Here is an 18,664-nt window from a genome sequence, read left to right as displayed (position 1 = left end):
TCATGAAAATCCTCAAGATTATAAATATTGTACTTTTAATTGCTACAATATATCAGTTTTATAATTTTAAAGCTATTTCGAAATACAGTATTTCTGACGCTGAATTAAATGCTGAATATTTTTATGAACAAGGGAGAATTACTAAATTAGAATATGAAAAAGATATAGTCAATATAGAAAAAGAAAAGGAAAAAATCATTCTATATGAAAAAGTAAATCAAATTTTATTAATAATAAATATTTTGTTTTTTTTATATTGGGTGTATTTAGCGGCTAGTAAAAAACAATAAAAAAACAACTCCTACTTCAAAGCAGGAGTTGTTTTTTTATTGTAAATCATAGAAGTATGATTGTTATTATTTTATTTGAATTTGCTCAACTGAGCTTTGCACGTAGGACATAAAATAAGAATAATTGGAATCTTCTTTGATGGACGATCGGTCCTTAACTCTAAATCAAAATATATTTTAGATTTAAGAGTGTGTTTTTAAATGGACTTATCTAGTTACAGACGAAGAAAAAGTCACTGTCGCAATATAGGATGGATGTGTCGAAAGTAAATCAGAAAAAAGACCCACAAATGCTACTGTTTATTGTATTAAAATTAATAAAAAAATTGATGATAAAAATGTTTTCAATTCTTTTAACTTTCGTATAAACATATTTCAATATTAAAATTCTAAGTGATAAAGTATTAGGCTTAGTATCCTAATAAAGCTAAGTAAAATAAATATATCCAAATAATTTTTAATTTTACCCTCCCCCCTTTCCTTTTGGCGGTTTCGTTTTCAAATTTGAAAGTCGATTTTATTGGGCTTGATCCTGTGCGCTTGTGTGCTGTTCTGCTGGTTTCGTTTTCCTGACGAAAACGAAACTAAATGAGCGATTATCAGAATCTAAATCTTATGGCAGCTAGTAACTATAGAAAAATATTTGATGTAGAGGCTCTGCCAAACTGCTGGTTCAATACACGTATCTTACAAACATCCTATCATATGGGAGATATATACTAAATCACCAATATTTTGCATTAAAAAGGTCTAAAATGTGCTTATCCATACATTTGTTTCTATATTTCACCATTAAAACTTCCCGAAACATCATATTATATTAATTACGCTCAAAAAAATTAATAAAAGGCCATTTATTATTAAATGTGAATACGGTAACATTGTTTCATGATAATATTCTTAATATTCCTATATCAATAATAACAAGCTTATTAAAAATTTGGTTTTCAAATATCTAAAAGTGAAAAAATATCTAAATTATTAATATTAAAGGATGGTCGGAAAATCAAGAATTTTATGATCTTTAAAAGGGAAGCAATTTTGCATTTCTATATTAAGGTCAAAAGATTTGGGCAATGCATCATAAAATTTTCTTTTATTCCCTCGTTGCGCTGCACTTAATGTTTTCCAGTATTTGGGAACTTCTGCTTGATGATAAAATCTTGTCTGGGGAGTCTTTTTAAGTTTACGCCTATCCAAAGATTTGATTGAAAAAAAGAAAATAGTCTTAAATTTTTCTGCAAGAAATTGTTTAAAAATGTTTTCCGTCGTTGGTAGAAATAAATTTTGCAGATTTTTAAAGTCAAAAAATTTAATTTTTTCTGTTCTCTCAATTTTTACTTCAAATCTCATAATATTTTTTGAACAATATCCAAGTTCTGCAAAATTTCTTTGTTTACTTGTAACAATTTGTTCGGATTTAATATAAAGTTTATGTTTTAAATATTTGTGATTTGTATTGTGTGCTACTTTATAGTGCTTATATTCTGTGTTCTCAAAAAAGTAAGTTCCTATCATAATTGCTGAATCTAGAATAAAATAAGGATCTCTCATGACTTCAAAATTTACACCCAATTCAATTGATGAAATTTTAAAGTACGGGATTTTATCTTTGCCTAAGCCCAAATTCCATAAAGTAGAAATCATGCATTGCTGCAACTTGAAAAATGAAATATTGTTAGCATTGTGTACGCCTTTATTATATAATTTATGTGGGCTAAATGCAATACATAAACGATCAGATTGTTTAAATCTGTTAACACGAAAATACGCTGTAATACCGTCGATGTTATGAAAAATTATGTAACCTTTCCATTCTTTCTTGGTTTTTATCTGATTGAATTTTTTGTTTTTATTAATGCTTTGAAGGCATAGATAAATAATATCTACATTTTGAGTAGATATTAGAGTGTGGTCAATGCTAAGTAACATTTATTTTAAAATTGGGTACTTGATATATAGAATAAGATACTTTGTATGATTAGTAGTAGCTAAAAATAGAGTGTTTTTAGCAAATCATTATTACTCCGAAATGTAAGTGTGAATGCTCATATTGAAATTTAGTACGATACATAATAATTGTTGAGAAATATGAAATTAAAAAAATAAATGATTTCTTGGAAGTGTCTCCGGAAAGAATGTCTCTTGATTAATGTCACTTATGTGACTATTCCTTCTGGTCTCATTTAATCCTTTATCAACTATTTTGAATAGTAGAACGAAAACATTTTTTTTAAAGAAGGACTGATTGGTTAAAAAGTCTTCTAAAATTATCAAAGAATTATAATCTTTAACCTTCAATCTTAATTCACCAACAATTTTATGAATGGCATCTTGTAATTGCAAACAATGCATAAATATAAAATTATCCACTTATATTGAATTTTTGTAATTAAAATTTGTTGCATCCAGTTCTAATTGTTTTATCGTTTTTTTCTTGCTAGAGAAAAGAAATTCATTGATTTCACTTCGTCTAAAAAATAGTTTTCCATTTCTTGGCTTATAAAAAGGAATTATCCTTTTACTAGTTAGTTGATATAAGTAACTAACCTGCCATCCTGTGTATTCTGCTACATCCTGTATAGACATTATCTCTTTCATAGTGTGTGTAAAATTTACTCTTTCATCTTTGTTGATTATGAGTTGTTTAACACATCAAAAATAAGAATAAGTCAAAGTAGATAAAAGTATCTTTATTTATGTAATTTTTACTTTCTACTGTATTTTTTACATTTAGATACCTGTGAGTGGTTTTTTGCAATTTTAAAAGTTATCCACATTAAGCAAGTGATCCTGTTGCAATATGTTTTATAAAGTCAATATTATTAAGATATTTGTTCGTAGTTGTAGTATTGCTATGTCCCATTGCATCCGCAACTGTCTTTAAATTTGTATTGTTAATAAGCAATCTTACAGCAAAGGTGTGTCTGCCGCAGTAGAAGGTAATGTGCTTTTTGATTCCAGCATTCTCAATAAATTTTTTTAGTAGCGCATTTACACCGTTTGTGGTGTATATTTTTTTAGTTTTTTTGCTAATCAAATTAAATACAAGTTCATTATCATTTTTTCTTTCTCCTAGAGCAGCCATCATCCTTGGACTTATCATATTATGAATTCTTCTATTGTTCTTTTTTCTATTTGTGTCAAGCATATTCTCTTTAATACTTTTCCATTTTAAAATTGCTATTTCAGCAAGTCCCAAACCTGTGTAACATGAATATAGAAATGCCTTTTTTATTTCTTCATTTAAACATTCTGTATCCCAAAGCATATTGATCTCCTCTTCAGTTAAAATATTCTTCGGCACTTCTTTTTCTGTATCAGTAGATCTCCTTCTAAATCTATATCCTGATAGAAAGCTACTGTCTAAAAGTTTTTCTGCTCTAGCTTCGGTAAGTATCATCTTAAATTTTTTAAAATATCCAATTGGGGTAGTACCAGAAAGTCCGGCATCATAATTTAAGAAATCCGCAAAATCTCTGACGGTTTTCTCATGAAGTTCTTTAAATGTAATAGTTGGACGAATTCTTTTAAAAGATAAGAAATCAGCAAATTTTTTGATTGAGCATTCAATTACTCTTTTGTCTGCTTTTGTATAGTCATCAGTATATTTTTTGCAATAGGCAAGTACCTGAATATTTTTCTTATATGAAGGTGTAAAATCTGTACCTTGATAATCTACTTCTACCGCTCTTTGATTTCTTATCTTTTCAGCTAAAAGTTTTTTTTCAATTTTGTCATCAAAAGTGCAAACTTTGAAAAGTGTTTCTTTCGTGCGTATTCCGTTTAGATATATATCTAAATAATATGAAAATGCTCCGTTCTGTAATTTTTTTGTTCTAAGTGTTACCGACATTGCCGAAATTTTAAATTAGTTTAGATGGATATTAAGAAACAAATCAGGGACAAACCGGAGACAAAATTTTATAAAATAATATAAAATGATGTCAAATAAACTAAAGTATAAAAACGACAAAAGCCCTATTGATAGGGCTTTTGAAGGGTTTGTGAAAAGATTCGTAACTTACCATATGGTAGTCTATAGGAGAATCGAACTCCTGTTGCAAGGATGAAAACCTTGAGTCCTAACCACTAGACGAATAGACCAAATTTTGAGTTTGCAAAAGTATTGATAAACTTTTAAACTTCAAAATCACAAGGTTTATTTAAAATTCTTCTGAATAACGGTATTTTTTATTCCCTTACCTTCCAGCTCTTTCTGAAGTTTTACAGCATCTTCCAATGTGTAAACTTTTCCGTAGGTGTAGTAGAACATTCCGTTTGATTTGTTTCTTTCCACATCTTTCAATGTCTGAAGAATAAACGAATTGGCGCTCAATTTATCTTTTCCTACATACACTTCAATATTATAATATCCGATGCTCAGTTTTTGATTTGGCATAAATCCTACTGCATAAGAATTTCTGAAACCAGCATCTTTGGCTGTTTTTAAATTAATATCTTTCACAGAAGCCATGTTTGTAACACCGTAATAGTATTTGTATAATCCATTTTCTTTGATGGGTAAAATATAGTTTAAACCTCTCAATTCGGGATCTCCATCGTTATATTTTACTGGCATTGTCATCAATAAAATTCTGAAATCGTTTTTCAGTGCAACCTCTGTAGGTTTTTCAGGCTCAGGTTTTTTAACAATTTGAGGTGTTCCTGCTTTTCTGTCAACCGCCTTTTTATAGTCAATAATAGCTTTGTAAATGTTTTCAGCGGTCTCTTCTTGCCCTTTTTCTGAATTTAGGAAAGCTGCATCATCATAATTATTTACAAATCCTGTCTCAATTAAAACTGAAGGCATCGCACTTCTTCTCAAAATGTGAAGGTTTTCCTGCTTTACACCTCTCGAAAAACGACCGCTTTTTTCAAAATTTCCTTCTACGAAACTTCCAACGATTAAGCTGTTTTCAAGGTATTTACTTTGCTGAAGTTTTAAAGCAATTAAAGATTCGGGAGAAGAGGCGTCGTAAGAAGCGAAAGTTTCTTTATCTTTTTCATCAAGATAAATTACGCTGTTTTCCTGTTTTGCGACTTCAAGATTTTCTCTGTTTTGAGCCGGCCCCTGTACAAAAGTTTCCGTACCTCTTGCTGTTGCAGATCTGCTTGGCGAAGAATTAACGTGCACCGAAATAAATAAATCTGCTTTACTTCTGTTTGCAGTATTTGTTCTGTCGGTTAATGAAGGGTATTCGTCAATTTTTCTTGTGTAGATTACTTTAAAATCTTTATTTTTCTCAAGCATTGCTCCCAATTTAAGAACAATTCCCAAGGTAACATACTTCTCCTGAACAAGACCGAGATCCGGATAATTTCGGTTGGCTCCGTTATCGCTTCCTCCATGTCCAGCATCTAAAACTACAGTGAATTTTTTTTGAGCTAAAATAAATGTGGAAGAGAATATCAGGAGAAATGCTAAAATTATTTTAAAATTTGGTTTGTACATCATACAGTTATAAAAATTATATTAATTTTGAGCCAAATTATACAGAATAAAATTGGACAAAACCGTCTTCAAAAATATATTACAAATTTTAATTATCCTAATTTTTAACAGTTTTTTAGCACAGGAAAGTCCTAAAAGACCAATTAAAGCTACGATAATTAATGATACCATTTCCAAAAAGGATACCACAGTTGCAGCAAAAGAATCTCTGGAGGATGTTTTAGACTATAAAGCTGATGATATTCGTAGAGATGTTCCGAAAAAAATGATTTATCTGAACAAAAATGCTCAGGTAAAATATCAGGATATGCAGATTGATGCAGATTATATCTCAATTGATGAAGAGCGAAACATATTTTTTGCCCGCGGAAAGCTAGATTCTTTAGGCAAAGTATTTGAGTGGGCTCAGGTAAATCAGGGTGGAAAAAAATATGAAGTAGAAAGCTTTAGCTATAATACAAAAACCAGAGAAGCAATTGCTTATAATGCAAGAACTGAAGAAAGCGAAGGTTTAATTGTAGCTGATAAAACAAAAAAATATAACGATTCTGTTTTTGTAATGCGTCACGCAGAATTTACAACAGATACGTATTACATCTCCAAAAAAGATACAAGACCCGATTATCACCTTTTAGCATCTTATATTAAAATGCAGAAAGGGAAGGAGAGTTCAACTTTAATTGTAGGTCCTGCTCAAATGTATATTGAAGATGTTCCCACACCTTTAGTGATGCCGTTTGCGATCTTGCCTTTTTCAAGTAAAAGATCTGCGGGTATTTTGATTCCTAGTTTTGGGGAAAGAGAAGATGTTGGTTTCTTCCTGAATGGAATTGGTTATTATCAACCGATCGGAGAGCATTTCGACCTTAAAGTTCTTGCAGATGTGTATACAAAAGGAAGCTGGAATTTACGGCCGGAAGTAAACTATCTTAAAAAATACAGATATACGGGTAACTTTTCAGCAGATATTGGAAGTACCGTTCGTGGAATTAAAGGTTTGAGTAATTATTCAAAAACAGGTACGTACAGAATTGCTTGGAGGCATACTCAGGATGCAAAAGCAAATCCTTTTCTTACGTTTTCTGCTTCTGTGGATATGACGAGTACTTCGTTTTACAATAATACAGTCAATAATAACTTTATTATGGATCAAAGTGTCTTGAGAACGCAACAAAACTCAACGCTTTCATTAACTAAAAGATTTTTAAAGCTTCCTGCAACGATTACCAGTACAGCTTCATATTCTCAGAATTTTGCAGATGGAAGTGCAAGTTTGCGTTTGCCTCAAATGAACGTAGCTATCAATCAGTTTTATTTATTTAAATCTAAAACAGGTGTAAGATCTGGTTTGCTAGAAAATATTACTGTTAATACAGGTTTAAATTTAACAAATTCTGTGGTTACAGAGTCTGGTGAGATGTTTACTGATGCCATGTGGGATAAATTGCAGACAGGTTTGAAAAATAATATCGCTTTAGGAACCAATGCTACATTTGCTAAATATTTTACGTTTAGTTTAGGAGCAACAATTGATAATGCTTTAACGACAAAAACGCTTACCAAATATTATGACCCGATTATCAATATTGAGGTTGATCAGTTTAATAAAAAAATCGCAGGCTACAGTACTTTTTCTACCACAGCAAGTGTGCAGACTCAGCTTTATGGAATGCTGAACTTCAAAAAAGGATCTACGATTGAAGCAATCAGACACATGGTTACGCCAAGTATTGGTTTCACCTATTCACCGGATTTTGGAGGTTCTCAGTTTGGTTACACCCGAAATTATTATAATGCAAATGGTGCTTTAACTCCATATTCTATTTTTGATCAGGGAATTGTTGGGTCACCTTCTACAGGTATGGTTGGAGCATTAAGCTATAGCATCGGGAATAACGTCGAGATGAAGGTAAAATCTAAAAGCGATTCTACCGGCGTGAAAAAAATGAAATTGTTTGAATCTTTAAACATCAGTGGAAACTATAATTTTGCTGCAAAAGATCACCCTTGGTCAATTATTTCTGTGAACGGACAATCTTCTTTCTTTGATAATAAATTAAGCGTTAATACGAGTTTAACGATAGATCCGTACAAAATTTTGTTTGCTCCGGGATCAGATACCGGAATCAGAACTGAGGATTTTGGTTCTTTCAGTGTGCAAGGTTTCAATATGCAGGTTTCTTATCCTTTAAGCAATGAATTATTTGGTGAGAAAAAGGACTACTCTAAAGTATATTCTCAAAAAGGAGAAATTCGAAATGAAAATTATTTCTTTGATGATGATAATTATGCTCACTTTGAGCAAGCCTGGACTTTAAATGTGAATGCAAATTACCAATATTCCCGAAATCTTTCGAGAACGGCCACGAAAATGGCTTCAATTGGCTTAGATGGAAGTCTTAAGTTAACTCCTTACTGGAATATCAACGGAAGTACGCATTACGATATGGTTTCAAAAGAATTGGCATATACTAGAATCGGTTTCTCGAGAGATCAGCGAAGTTTTACGATAAATTTCAACTGGGTTCCTTTCGGACAGTACAAAGTGTATGATTTCTTTATCGGAATTAAAGCAAATATCTTAAGTGATGCATTAAAGTATAAAGACAGAAGTTTCACCCAACCTAATGCTCCTTTCTAAAGTCATACTGATTTTACAATTTAAATTTTATCTTTGCACCCAAAATAAATAAATCTATACATGAAAAAAATAATCAATACAGTGAATGCTCCTGCAGCAATCGGACCTTATTCTCAGGCAAATCTTGCAAACGGGGTTTTGTATATTTCAGGACAAATTCCTGTAGATCCTGCAACAGGTAAGTTAGTAGAAGGAATTGAAAAAGAAACACATCAGGTAATGAAAAATCTTGAGGCGATTCTTACTGAAGCAGGGATGACATTTAAAAATGTTGTAAAAGCCAGTATTTTCCTAAAGAGTATGGATGATTTTGCGGTAATGAATGATATTTATGCATCTTATCTTGATGCAGAAAGCTTCCCGGCTCGTGAAACGGTACAGGTTTCTTGTTTGCCAAAGAATGTTGACATTGAAATTTCTATGATTGCACATCAGGATTAATGAGTTTTATAAGAAATACATTTGCTGTTTTGGTAGGTCTTGCGATTGCAGGGCTTATTATTACGCTTGGTATAAGAGCATTTCCTAAGTGGGTTACCTTTGAAGCATTCGCTCCTTTTGAGCATTGGCAGAGATTTTTAGAAAGCATGAGAAATAACGATGCGTTCTTTGGTTTTTTACTGTTTATTTCAGGGTTGGGAACTACTGTTGGAGGTGTTGTTACCGCCATGATTGTAAAATATGCAAAGGTAGCTTATGCAATTCTTATTGGTTTCATCATGCTGTTTATTGCAATGCTTGATGTAATTATTCTTCCATATCATCCTACATTTTATAAAATTTCTATTTTCCTTGTCTTTTTTCCATTTGCTTGGATGGGTGGAAAAATCGTTGAGGTAATTTATGAAAGAAATAAAAAGAAAAGAATTGCTGAGAAAATGAATAAGAAATAAAACTTCATTTCAGAAAATAAAAAAAACGCTGCAGATTTTTGCAGCGTTTTTCGTTTGTTTTAATTATTGTTTAAGGCATTTTAAATCCTCTTGTATAATTTCTACCGTAGTCGTCCATATATTTTATCTGAACAGTTCCTGAAAATTTACCTAAGATATTTTCTACATCTTTCTGAGAATTAACAGGTTTTCCATTGATGTCTGTAATAATGTAGTTGTCTACAATTCCGGCTTTTGCCATTTCGCTTCCTTCGATAACGTTTTTAGCAACAATTCCGCTGGTAAGACCATAGTAAGATTTTGTTCTGTCATCCAAACTTTGGAATTCAGCTCCAATTTTTTCAGTGACGCTTAAATCAGCTTTTGTTCTTGCTGAGGTTCCACCTTTTTGATCTTTTAAAGTTACTGTTGTTAAAGTTTCTTTACCATTTCTAGAATAAGTTAACTGAACTTTATCTCCCGGTCTTTTACTTCCGATTGAGATTGATAAATCTGCAAAATCTGTAATTTCTACACCGTCTACTTTTGTAATAATATCACCAATTTTCAGACCTGCATCTTCAGCTCCGCTACTTGCAGAGAATCCTGTAACGTAAACTCCGGATCCTGGTTTAAGATTTGTTTTTTTATCTTTATTGTAAGCTGCAACCAATTGATCGTTTGATAAATCGATAGATGTTACACCCAAGAAACCTCTTTGTACGATACCAAATTTCTTAATATCTTCAATAATTTTTCTCGCCAAATTCGCTGGAACCGCAAAACCATATCCTTGGTAATATCCGTTTGTAGAAGAAATCGCAGAGTTAATTCCAATTAAGTCTCCATTTACGTTTACCAAAGCTCCTCCGGAGTTTCCTGGGTTAATGGCAGCATCTGTTTGTATAAAACTTTCAATCGGGTTGGCTGCTTTTCCTTGTCCACTCAAAATTCCTATACCTCTTCCTTTCGCAGAAATAATTCCAGCCGTTACCGTAGAATTTAATCCCAATGGATTACCCACTGCTAAAACCCATTGTCCCACTTCAATATTATCTGAATTTGCAAAATTTAAAAATGGCAATCCTTTTTCTTCGATTTTTAGTAAGGATATGTCTGTATTGGGATCAGTTCCCACTAAAGTTGCGATGTAAGATTTTTTGTTGCTTAAAACGACTTCAAGCTTATTCGCTCCTGCAACAACATGATTGTTTGAAATGATATATCCATCCGGCGAAATAATTACTCCTGAACCTAAACCTGAAGGCATATTGTCCGGTGATTGCTGTTGTTGTCTTTGCTGGCCTCTGTCTCCGAAAGGATTTCCAAAGAAATGCTCAAATAAATCCTGTTCTGAAGCTCTGCTTGTTGCCCTGTTTTGATAATTTTTAATTGTTACAACCGCTGGAACAGTTGTTTTCGATGCTTTTACAAAATCGTCTCCAACATTGGCCGTATTCATGCCAACAAAAGATGCATTATTCGATTTTGTAAAATAAGATTGGTCTCCGCTATTAGAATCGTGACCTAAGTATTGTTGTACACCGACTGTTGTTGCTCCTGAAAGCACTCCAACTACGGCAAATGGTAATAGTTTTTTAAATGTACTCTTCATTGTATGTCTTCTTTGTTTGTTTAATTGTTGTTTTTATCTTACACAAATTTAATGCTAAATAGGTATGTAAATACTCTTAAGTGTTTCACTTTTAACTAAAATTTAACGACAATTATACCATTTTATAGTTTATGTAATAATTTTGCTGTTAGTTTAACACTGCTTAAAAAATTATTAAAGACAAAATGTCATAGTTATAGATGATATAAAGTGCCAAAAGGTTAAATTTATGATTGAAAGAAGTGTCAAAATGTGCTTTATGTCATGCTAAAGTCATTTTAAAATTTGCTTATCTTTGCAAAAATTATTTTTCTCACTTAAACCGTTTATAGCATGCAACTGTACAACACCTTAAGCGCAGAAGAAAGAGCTCAACTTATTGATGAAGCTGGTAAGGAACGTCTTACATTGTCTTTCTATGCGTATACCAATCTTTCAGATCCCCAAAAATTTCGTGACGATTTATTTATAGCCTGGAATGCACTTGATGCACTCGGCCGTATTTATGTTGCCAAAGAAGGTATTAATGCTCAAATGAGTATTCCTGCAGAAAATTTTGAAGCTTTCCGTGAGACTTTGGAAGTTTATGATTTTATGAAAGGTATTCGTTTGAATGTGGCTGTTGAACATGATAATCACTCTTTTTTAAAATTAACGATTAAGGTTAGAAACAAAATTGTCGCCGATGGTTTGAATGACGAAACTTTTGATGTAACCAATAAAGGAATTCATTTAAAAGCTCAGGAGTTCAACAATATGTTGGAAGATCCAAATACAATTGTAGTAGATTTCAGAAATCATTACGAAAGTGAAGTTGGGCATTTTGAAGGAGCAATCACTCCGGACGTTGAAAACTTCAGAGAAAGTTTGCCGATTATCAATGAGCAATTACAGGATTTTAAAGAAGATAAAAATCTTTTGATGTATTGCACCGGTGGGATTCGGTGTGAAAAAGCAAGTGCTTATTTTAAACATCAGGGTTTTAAAAATGTTTTCCAGTTAGAAGGCGGAATTATTGAATATACCCGTCAAATTAAAGAAGAAAAAATTGAAAGTAAATTTATCGGAAAAAACTTTGTCTTCGATCACCGTTTAGGCGAAAGAATTACCGATGATATTATTTCAAAGTGTCACCAATGCGGAAAACCCTGCGATAATCATACAAACTGTGCAAATGATGCGTGTCACCTTTTGTTTATACAATGTGATGATTGTAAAGCTGCGATGGAAAATACGTGTTCAACAGAATGTTTAGAAATCACGCATTTACCTGTTGAAGAACAGTTGAGATTAAGGAAAGGCTTGAAAGTTGGGAATAAAGTATTCAGAAAAGGTAAATCTGATGCTTTAACTTTTAAAAATTCGGGAGATTTATCAACAGAGACTCTTGCTAAAGCTGAAACAAAAGATATTCGTCAGAAAATTAAGATTAAGAAAGTTTTGGTTGGAAAAGTTGAACATTATTACACAAAATCTAAAATAGGACAGTTTCTAATTGAAAATAAAGAACTTTCTGTGGGTGATAAAGTTTTAATTTCAGGACCAACGACGGGAGAGCAAGAATTAACAATTACTGAACTTCATGTAAACAGAACTACCGTGGAAACTGCAAATATCGGTGATCAAATTACATTTGAGATTCCTTTTAGAGTTCGTTTGTCGGATAAAATGTATAAAATTCTTTAGGATTAAACATATTTAGGTAAATAGATTTCAGTTTATCCGTATAAATTACAAAGTTGTGTTTCTCAGGAGCGCAACTTTTTTTAAATTTAAAAATGAAAAAATCAGAAATCAGAAAATTGTATCTACAAAAACGAAAAGACTTGTCATCCGATGAGATTTTTTCACTTTCAGAAAAGATTTTTAAAAATTTTATTGATTATTTCAAACCGGTTTCCGGGCAGAAAGTACATATTTTCATTCCGATTGATAAGTTTAATGAAATACAAACACAGACTTTTATTGATTATTTTTTAAGCCGGAATATTCAGGTTTTTGTTCCTAAAATCGTTGATACAAAATTGATTTCAGTCGAAATTTTTACTGATTCGAAATTTGAAGTGAACAATTGGGGGATTTTTGAGCCAATTTCCAATGAAGATTCTGGAATTTTAGACTTTGATTTTGTTATTACCCCTTTGCTGTATTGTGATTCTAAGGGGAATAGAGTAGGTTATGGAAAAGGTTTTTACGATCATTTTTTTGAAAATATTTCAAAACAAACAAAAAAAATCGGAGTTAATTATTTTAACCCCGAAATTATCATTGAAGATGTCTGGGAAAATGATATTCCCTTAGATTATCTCGTCACACCAACTGATGTGCTGTCTTTTTTAGGCAGAGAATAAATGCTGATAAAATAGAATTTAAACTCTTTTTTCTCTTTTGAAATCAATGTATAGCGCGCATTTCTTTCAAAAGTTCCGATGGGTTTATTTTTACTGTCAAAATATTCCACATTAAACTTAGCAAGATCCAAAGTATCCTGATTCTGTACTTCTTTGTACACTTGCAGATTGTTAACCTTGATTGTTTTTACTTTTAAGCTGTCTAATTCTCTAAATAAAGGTCTAAGCGTCAAACTATCGGGGTTGTGAAAATAACCCTGCATTTGAGAGTAAATTGTATTGTCAATCTCCGTGTTTTTATTTCCTGAAAGATAAAGCGTAGAAAGCTCAAGCAATTGCTGTACTTTCTGGGTGGTAATATCTTTAATTACCTGAGCGCTGTCCATCTGCACAGCCGGATATGACTTTGTATTATTGCTGGTTCTTAATTTTTCAAGATCACTTACGGTTGGTTCTTCTTTTTTTACGCAAGAAGTAAATAAGCCCATCAATAGGATGAAAATCCATAGTTTATTTGCTGTTTTCATGGGTCGATATTTTGAATTTAATAGATACTATCTTGCCTTTTTCTTTTTTCATCTCAATTACATTGAGGTTTTTTAAGGCAGTAGTAGGTGTGGTTACTAGTGTTATATATTTTTGTTTGTCGAGTGATTCTAATCCGTAAACATCGCTGTCATAAACCTGTGTAATAACGGCTTCGTTACTGATGAGATTTTCTAATTGTTTTCTTTTTTGTTTGATTAGCTCCTCAGAATTTTCTCCGTTGATATCTTTCATGGAGAAATAATAAAGCGCCATCTTATAATCATCAGGTTTTAGCTCAATAGTTTCATTTTCAGGAGCATTTTCAAGATTTCTGTTGACTTCCAAATTTTCATAAACTGCAGAACTGATCTTCATCTTCAGGGTTTTATCTTTAGAAGGATATACAAAAGGTTGTCCTGGTTTTATTCTGTATAATATTGGAGATTCATTTTCTTTAATAACTTTTATTTCAATATCACTTTGCACACCAAGATTTCTATCTGCATCGGTAAAATGATAAGTATAAGTTTTTTGAAAAATTTCATCCTTGAAACCTAAAAGTCCTAATAAAACCACAAAAACTGAAGTTGCAGCAATCCAAGCGGTTCTTTGATGATTCTTTTTTACGGGTTTTATTTGTGGTTTTTCAGTTGTTTTAAAATTTACTGAATTTCCATCAATAGGTTGATTTTCAGTATTGTTTTTTTGTAAAACTGTATTTTCTTCTGTTTTAAAGTCCTCTTTTTTAGGTTCTTCTTCAGTTTTAGGTAGATTTAGTGCACTTGAAACTGTTTTTTCAAGTTCCTTCATTTCATCTTCACTTAAATCTTTATCATCCGTCAATAATTCTCCTGCAAAAAGATGGCTCTTTTTAAAGTCGTACCATGAGTCGTAGCCCGTATAAATACTCAATAAATTCAGCATATCAATACGAGGTAATTTTGAAACCGGTGAGGATTTAAAGTAAGTGTAAAAAGACTTTTCGCTGATGTTACCTTTTGCCTTTTTTCTAAGGTCTTCCTGAAAATATATAATATCGATACCTTTCCATTTTGAAATTTCATCATAGGAAGGGTTATATTCTTTCAAATATTGAGCTTGAACGTCTTTTTTAAGTTGCTCAAAATGTAAGAGGTCTAGATCTGTCACTTTATAAAAAAGTAGTTAAATTGTTGATTTTCAGTTTTGCTTATTTGTAAAACTATTTTACAAATTTATTACAATTATTTTTCATAAACAAATTTTACATCTGCTATACCTTTGTCTTGTTCAAATAACCGAACAGAGAAAAAGATTTAAAAAACAATATTAACAAATTAAATTTAATTTATTATGAAAAAGTCATTATTCGTAGCTGCTATCGCTGCAATCTCTTTAGTTGCTTGTAAAAAAGGTGAGCCTACAACTTCAACTGATTCTGTAGAAGCTAACAAAGATTCAGTAGTTACTGCTATCGATTCTACTAAAGATGCTGCTGTTGATTCTATCAAAACTAATGCTGATGTTGCTGTTGATTCAGTAAAAGCTGACGCTAAAGTTGCTACTGAAGCAGTTAAAGGTGAAGCTAAGAAAGAAGAAGCTAAACACTAATCAGCTCCGACTTAAAATAAAAGAACCGTTTCACTCAGTGAGGCGGTTTTTTTATGTCTTTATAGTTTAAATTAATCTAAGACTTTTTCTGTTTCAAAGTTTCGTAGCAGGTAATCGCAACAGCATTGCTCAAATTTAAAGAGTCAATACTTCCACTCATAGGAATTAAAGTATTTTGCCCTTTTCCATACCAGAAATCACTTAATCCAGAATGTTCTGTCCCAAATAAAACTGCTGAACGTTTTTTAAAATCCCTTTTATATAAATCTTCAGATGTTTCATCCATAATCGTGGTGTACATATTGAATTCATGTTTTTGTAAGAATTCATGCACTTCATTGTTTTCAGCCTGAAAAATTTCCATCCCGAAAAGGCAACCAACACTTGAGCGAATGACATTAGGATTGTAAAAATCGGTTTTTCCGTCAGCAACAATTAAAGCATCAATTCCGAAAGCTTCGCAACTTCTTAAAATTGCACCAAGATTTCCTGGTTTTTCAACGCCTTCTACAATAATTACAGTGGAATCGTCTTTAGGTTTAAAATCATTTAAATTTGATTCTTTTGCTTTGTAAATGCCAATAATTCCTTCTGAACTTCCGCGATAAGCAATTTTTTCGTACACTTTATCGCTTACCAAATGGATTTTTTGTTTTGGGGTTTTACCTTTAAAAATACTTTCGCAAATAAAAAACTCTTCCGCTTCAAAATGATATTTCTGCGCTCTTTCGTTTTCCTGTTGCCCTTCAACAACAAAAACTCCCGATTTTTTACGAAAACGATTGTCCGTTAAAAGTTTGGTGATGTTTTTTATTTTTTCGTTCTGAAAGCTTTCGATAATCATAATGCGGGGATAATAAAGGTAATTCTTTGCAAAAATAAATTTTAAAAATGATTTGTGGACATTGTTGATCATTTATTAGTTCCGGATTTTTTGGCTTCCTTTTATTTCATTCAGGCGAAATTGAATTTTGATTGAGCAAAATGTTTAAATTCGCTAAAAACATCTTACCATGAAATTAATAAATCTACTTTCTCTAGTTCTATTTTCCCTGTATGGCTGTCAAAATAAAACATCTGCAAAAACTTTTGAAGAAATTGCTTTGGTCAACAAAATTGATTTTAACGATAAAGAATTAGATCAGCCGAGATTTAGCTGTGGATTTTTATTGCAGTATAAAAATGAGACGTATGCTATTACGGCAAAACATTTATTGCAGATTATTAAACCAAAAGAAATGAAGACTTTATCTTTTAAGGATCACATCAAAAGTTGGTCGTTTTATGTATTGGATAAGAAAAATGAGCTTGTGACAACAGAAAATTTGTTAAACACTAATCAGTCTGAAAACTTAGAAGATAAATCTTCTTATACTAATGATTGGCTTGTCTTTTCAATTGAAAATAATGATACAAAAGTGAAAGTATTAAATATAAGAAAAACTCCACTCACAGCTGGTGAAAAATTATATGTAATTGGCTGGACAAGAACCATGGAAAGCGGACCTCAAAGAGTTTATGAATTCGAGTATTACAAAACGATTAAAAACAGAATTCTGCTGAAAGATATTGCAGTTCCAGATAAATTCGGTGGATTAAGTGGTGCTCCCGTTGTTGATGAAAATGGCGAACTTGTTGGTATTGTTTCTAATGGAACTGAAGATCCGGACACTAAGAAAAAATATTTTTCACCATGTACTTTAGATGGATTGATTTCTTTTTTAGATCACGATAAACAAATCGGTAAGGATTAAATTGTAGAAATTTGAAAACAGATTAATCAGGAAGTTGGGATTCCTCAGTGGTTTGTATTTCATCAACAGTTGCTCTTTCCACAAGAGTTTCCGGCAGGTTTTTTTTAGGCTTTACACCCATCTGGGTCAGTCGCTGAGCACTGGAAACCAAACTTCCTCTTCCGGTAGATAATTTCTTCATTGCACTTTCATAATCTGTTTTTGCATCATCCATTTTCTTTCCTATTTTCAAAAGATCGGAAACGAAACCTTCGAACTTATCGTACAGAGCAGCAGCTTGGCGTGCAATTTCTTCTGCATTTTGATTTTGATCCGCTCTTTTCCAAACATCAGAAATTAGTTTCAGATAAGCGACCAAATTAGTTGGACTTAGTAGGATAATATGTTTACGATAAGCATAATTCCACAACTGATTATCACTTTGTAATGCCGTTAGAAATGCAGGCTCTATGGGTACAAACATAATGGTGAAATCCAACGATTCTTTCAGATTATCATACCTTTTCAGTGCCAAAGTGTCAATGTGCTTTTTCATCGCTGAGATATGAAGTAGCAAATTTTGTTTTCGTTCTTCTTCAGTTTCTGCCGAAACCATTCTTTCATAAGCATTTAGTGAAACTTTAGAATCAATAATTACCAGTTGGTTTCCGGGAAGTTTTAAGGCAAAATCTGGACGCTGATTTTCTCCTTCTTCATTTTTTATATTGAATTGGGTGAAGTATTCACGGTCTTTCGTTAATCCGGAATCTTCCAAAATTCTTTCCAAAATCATTTCTCCCCAATCGCCCTGCGTTTTCGTTTGTCCTTTTAAAGCTGTTGCCAGATTGTTCGCTTCCTGGCTTATTTTGCTGGATTGTTCCATCATCAGTTTGATGGTACTATTTAAAGAAAATCTCTCGCGGGTTTCATTTTCGTACACTTCATTTACTCTTTTTTTGAAGCTTTCTAAGTTTTCACCTAAAGGTTTTAGCAAAAGATCAAGATTCTTTTTATTGGAGTCGGTGAATTTCTTTGATTTTTCTTCTAATATTTCATTAGCCAAATTTTTAAATTCAAGTTTTGCGGTTTCTTGGATTTTGGTGATTTCCTCTTTCTGTGTTTCCAGGGATTTCTGCAAACTGTCATTAATCGCTGAAAGTTCAGAATTCCGGGCAAAAAGATTTTGCTTTTCTGACAGTAAGCTTTCAATCTGAGATATTTGCTTTTGGTTTAAAATTTTTTGCTCGTTAAATTGAGTTTGAAATAAATTGTTTTCTGCAGTAATTTTTGAAAATTCGTTTTTTAAATCATTTAGTAAATCGGTTTGCTGAACATGAAGTTCTTTTTCATCTCTGATAATTTGATCTAATTCTTTAATTTTAGTGTTGGAATTTTCTAAATCTGCATTTGATTTAATGTGCGAATGGTTTAACTCATCATAAGAATTTCTTGAAATCATCGTAGATTTCAAAACATAATAAATGATAACTGCCCCGATTATTCCTCCGGCAAAACATCCGATGATTAGATAAGTAACTTCCATTTTTCAAAATTACAAAACAATAAAATAGGTTCTTTGAGGAAAACCT

17 protein-coding genes and 1 tRNA gene are annotated in these 18,664 nt (G+C 32.0%); 8 read left to right on the top strand and 10 right to left on the bottom strand.

Going from position 1 to position 18,664, the window contains the following annotated elements:
• The first annotated feature begins 2 nt into the window (after positions 1-2).
• Positions 3-290, top strand: coding sequence for a hypothetical protein (locus tag OEA66_RS07295; protein WP_267280744.1), 288 nt, complete (start codon positions 3-5; stop codon positions 288-290).
• Between the two features lie 987 nt (positions 291-1,277).
• Here the strand turns inward: OEA66_RS07295 and OEA66_RS07290 are convergent.
• From OEA66_RS07290 to OEA66_RS07275, 5 genes are all read right to left on the bottom strand, one after another.
• Complete coding sequence (locus tag OEA66_RS07290) at positions 1,278-2,222, bottom strand: hypothetical protein (protein WP_267280743.1); 945 nt, start codon at positions 2,220-2,222, stop codon at positions 1,278-1,280.
• Positions 2,223-2,663: 441 nt separating this feature from the next.
• Positions 2,664-2,879 carry a helix-turn-helix domain-containing protein gene (locus tag OEA66_RS20510; RefSeq protein WP_375379294.1) on the bottom strand — a complete coding sequence of 72 codons (216 nt, stop codon included), beginning with the start codon at positions 2,877-2,879 and terminating at the stop codon, positions 2,664-2,666.
• Positions 2,880-3,069: 190 nt separating this feature from the next.
• A complete protein-coding gene (locus tag OEA66_RS07285; RefSeq protein WP_267280742.1) occupies positions 3,070-4,146 on the bottom strand; it encodes a tyrosine-type recombinase/integrase in 1,077 nt (358 codons plus the stop codon).
• Positions 4,147-4,322: 176 nt separating this feature from the next.
• Positions 4,323-4,397: transfer RNA gene (locus OEA66_RS07280), tRNA-Glu, on the bottom strand.
• 55 nt (positions 4,398-4,452) lie between these two features.
• Complete coding sequence (locus OEA66_RS07275) at positions 4,453-5,745, bottom strand: N-acetylmuramoyl-L-alanine amidase family protein (protein WP_267280781.1); 1,293 nt, start codon at positions 5,743-5,745, stop codon at positions 4,453-4,455.
• Between the two features lie 52 nt (positions 5,746-5,797).
• Here OEA66_RS07275 and OEA66_RS07270 point away from each other — a divergent pair, with 52 nt between their 5' ends.
• Genes OEA66_RS07270 through OEA66_RS07260 form a run of 3 tightly spaced genes read left to right on the top strand, consistent with a single transcriptional unit; the run spans position 5,798 to position 9,279 of the window.
• On the top strand, positions 5,798-8,386 hold the full coding sequence (locus tag OEA66_RS07270) for a putative LPS assembly protein LptD (protein WP_267280741.1): 2,589 nt from the start codon (positions 5,798-5,800) through the stop codon (positions 8,384-8,386).
• Positions 8,387-8,446: 60 nt separating this feature from the next.
• Entirely contained in the window at positions 8,447-8,827 is a 381-nt protein-coding gene (locus OEA66_RS07265) for a RidA family protein (protein ID WP_089754687.1), read from the top strand.
• Positions 8,827-9,279 (top strand): hypothetical protein, encoded by a 453-nt coding sequence (locus tag OEA66_RS07260; RefSeq protein ID WP_267280740.1) that lies wholly within the window; start codon positions 8,827-8,829, stop codon positions 9,277-9,279. The genes OEA66_RS07265 and OEA66_RS07260 overlap by 1 nt, the downstream gene beginning before the upstream one ends.
• 70 nt (positions 9,280-9,349) lie before the next feature.
• On the opposite strand, the gene OEA66_RS07255 is transcribed toward OEA66_RS07260, so the two are convergent.
• Positions 9,350-10,873, bottom strand: a complete 1,524-nt coding sequence (locus tag OEA66_RS07255; RefSeq protein ID WP_267280739.1) for a trypsin-like peptidase domain-containing protein — start codon at positions 10,871-10,873, stop codon at positions 9,350-9,352.
• A 333-nt stretch (positions 10,874-11,206) separates the two neighbouring features.
• Between OEA66_RS07255 and trhO the strand changes: the two genes are divergently transcribed.
• Both trhO and OEA66_RS07245 read left to right on the top strand, forming a co-directional pair.
• On the top strand, positions 11,207-12,559 hold the full coding sequence (gene trhO, locus OEA66_RS07250; RefSeq protein WP_267280738.1) for an oxygen-dependent tRNA uridine(34) hydroxylase TrhO: 1,353 nt from the start codon (positions 11,207-11,209) through the stop codon (positions 12,557-12,559).
• A gap of 92 nt (positions 12,560-12,651) precedes the next feature.
• On the top strand, positions 12,652-13,224 hold the full coding sequence (locus OEA66_RS07245; RefSeq protein WP_267280737.1) for a 5-formyltetrahydrofolate cyclo-ligase: 573 nt from the start codon (positions 12,652-12,654) through the stop codon (positions 13,222-13,224).
• Here OEA66_RS07245 and OEA66_RS07240 read toward each other — a convergent pair.
• Together OEA66_RS07240 and OEA66_RS07235 are read right to left on the bottom strand one after the other, a co-directional pair.
• Positions 13,176-13,751, bottom strand: coding sequence for a hypothetical protein (locus OEA66_RS07240; RefSeq protein WP_267280736.1), 576 nt, complete (start codon positions 13,749-13,751; stop codon positions 13,176-13,178). The genes OEA66_RS07245 and OEA66_RS07240 overlap by 49 nt on opposite strands.
• Positions 13,735-14,901, bottom strand: coding sequence for a hypothetical protein (locus OEA66_RS07235; RefSeq protein WP_267280735.1), 1,167 nt, complete (start codon positions 14,899-14,901; stop codon positions 13,735-13,737). Before OEA66_RS07235 ends, OEA66_RS07240 begins: the two co-directional genes overlap by 17 nt.
• 183 nt (positions 14,902-15,084) lie before the next feature.
• Between OEA66_RS07235 and OEA66_RS07230 the strand changes: the two genes are divergently transcribed.
• Positions 15,085-15,342 carry a hypothetical protein gene (locus OEA66_RS07230; protein ID WP_267280734.1) on the top strand — a complete coding sequence of 86 codons (258 nt, stop codon included), beginning with the start codon at positions 15,085-15,087 and terminating at the stop codon, positions 15,340-15,342.
• 76 nt (positions 15,343-15,418) lie between these two features.
• Here the strand turns inward: OEA66_RS07230 and OEA66_RS07225 are convergent, their stop codons facing one another.
• Positions 15,419-16,186, bottom strand: a complete 768-nt coding sequence (locus OEA66_RS07225) for a TrmH family RNA methyltransferase (protein WP_267280733.1) — start codon at positions 16,184-16,186, stop codon at positions 15,419-15,421.
• A gap of 169 nt (positions 16,187-16,355) precedes the next feature.
• On the opposite strand from OEA66_RS07225, the gene OEA66_RS07220 reads away from it, so the two are divergent.
• The gene (locus tag OEA66_RS07220) at positions 16,356-17,096 is read left to right on the top strand and encodes a trypsin-like serine protease (RefSeq protein WP_267280732.1); all 741 of its coding nucleotides are present in this window, start codon (positions 16,356-16,358) and stop codon (positions 17,094-17,096) included.
• Between the two features lie 22 nt (positions 17,097-17,118).
• Here the strand turns inward: OEA66_RS07220 and OEA66_RS07215 are convergent, their stop codons facing one another.
• Positions 17,119-18,618 (bottom strand): DNA recombination protein RmuC, encoded by a 1,500-nt coding sequence (locus OEA66_RS07215; RefSeq protein ID WP_267280731.1) that lies wholly within the window; start codon positions 18,616-18,618, stop codon positions 17,119-17,121.
• Positions 18,619-18,664 lie beyond the last annotated feature (46 nt).

Source organism: Chryseobacterium luquanense (genome assembly GCF_026460945.1).
Taxonomy (GTDB): domain Bacteria; phylum Bacteroidota; class Bacteroidia; order Flavobacteriales; family Weeksellaceae; genus Chryseobacterium; species Chryseobacterium luquanense.
Note: the sequence above shows the minus strand (reverse complement) of the source record. Positions and strands in the feature narration are given on the sequence as shown.

What these genes read in the sequence shown, in the direction of transcription:
- OEA66_RS07295 (WP_267280744.1), top strand. Translation starts at nt 3, where the DNA reads ATGAAAATCCTCAAGATTATAAATATTGTACTTTTAATTGCTACAATA.
- OEA66_RS07290 (WP_267280743.1), bottom strand. Translation starts at nt 2,222, where the DNA reads ATGTTACTTAGCATTGACCACACTCTAATATCTACTCAAAATGTAGAT.
- OEA66_RS20510 (WP_375379294.1), bottom strand. Translation starts at nt 2,879, where the DNA reads ATGTCTATACAGGATGTAGCAGAATACACAGGATGGCAGGTTAGTTAC.
- OEA66_RS07285 (WP_267280742.1), bottom strand. Translation starts at nt 4,146, where the DNA reads ATGTCGGTAACACTTAGAACAAAAAAATTACAGAACGGAGCATTTTCA.
- OEA66_RS07275 (WP_267280781.1), bottom strand. Translation starts at nt 5,745, where the DNA reads ATGTACAAACCAAATTTTAAAATAATTTTAGCATTTCTCCTGATATTC.
- OEA66_RS07265 (WP_089754687.1), top strand. Translation starts at nt 8,447, where the DNA reads ATGAAAAAAATAATCAATACAGTGAATGCTCCTGCAGCAATCGGACCT.
- OEA66_RS07260 (WP_267280740.1), top strand. Translation starts at nt 8,827, where the DNA reads ATGAGTTTTATAAGAAATACATTTGCTGTTTTGGTAGGTCTTGCGATT.
- OEA66_RS07255 (WP_267280739.1), bottom strand. Translation starts at nt 10,873, where the DNA reads ATGAAGAGTACATTTAAAAAACTATTACCATTTGCCGTAGTTGGAGTG.
- trhO (WP_267280738.1), top strand. Translation starts at nt 11,207, where the DNA reads ATGCAACTGTACAACACCTTAAGCGCAGAAGAAAGAGCTCAACTTATT.
- OEA66_RS07245 (WP_267280737.1), top strand. Translation starts at nt 12,652, where the DNA reads ATGAAAAAATCAGAAATCAGAAAATTGTATCTACAAAAACGAAAAGAC.
- OEA66_RS07240 (WP_267280736.1), bottom strand. Translation starts at nt 13,751, where the DNA reads ATGAAAACAGCAAATAAACTATGGATTTTCATCCTATTGATGGGCTTA.
- OEA66_RS07230 (WP_267280734.1), top strand. Translation starts at nt 15,085, where the DNA reads ATGAAAAAGTCATTATTCGTAGCTGCTATCGCTGCAATCTCTTTAGTT.
- OEA66_RS07225 (WP_267280733.1), bottom strand. Translation starts at nt 16,186, where the DNA reads ATGATTATCGAAAGCTTTCAGAACGAAAAAATAAAAAACATCACCAAA.
- OEA66_RS07220 (WP_267280732.1), top strand. Translation starts at nt 16,356, where the DNA reads ATGAAATTAATAAATCTACTTTCTCTAGTTCTATTTTCCCTGTATGGC.
- OEA66_RS07215 (WP_267280731.1), bottom strand. Translation starts at nt 18,618, where the DNA reads ATGGAAGTTACTTATCTAATCATCGGATGTTTTGCCGGAGGAATAATC.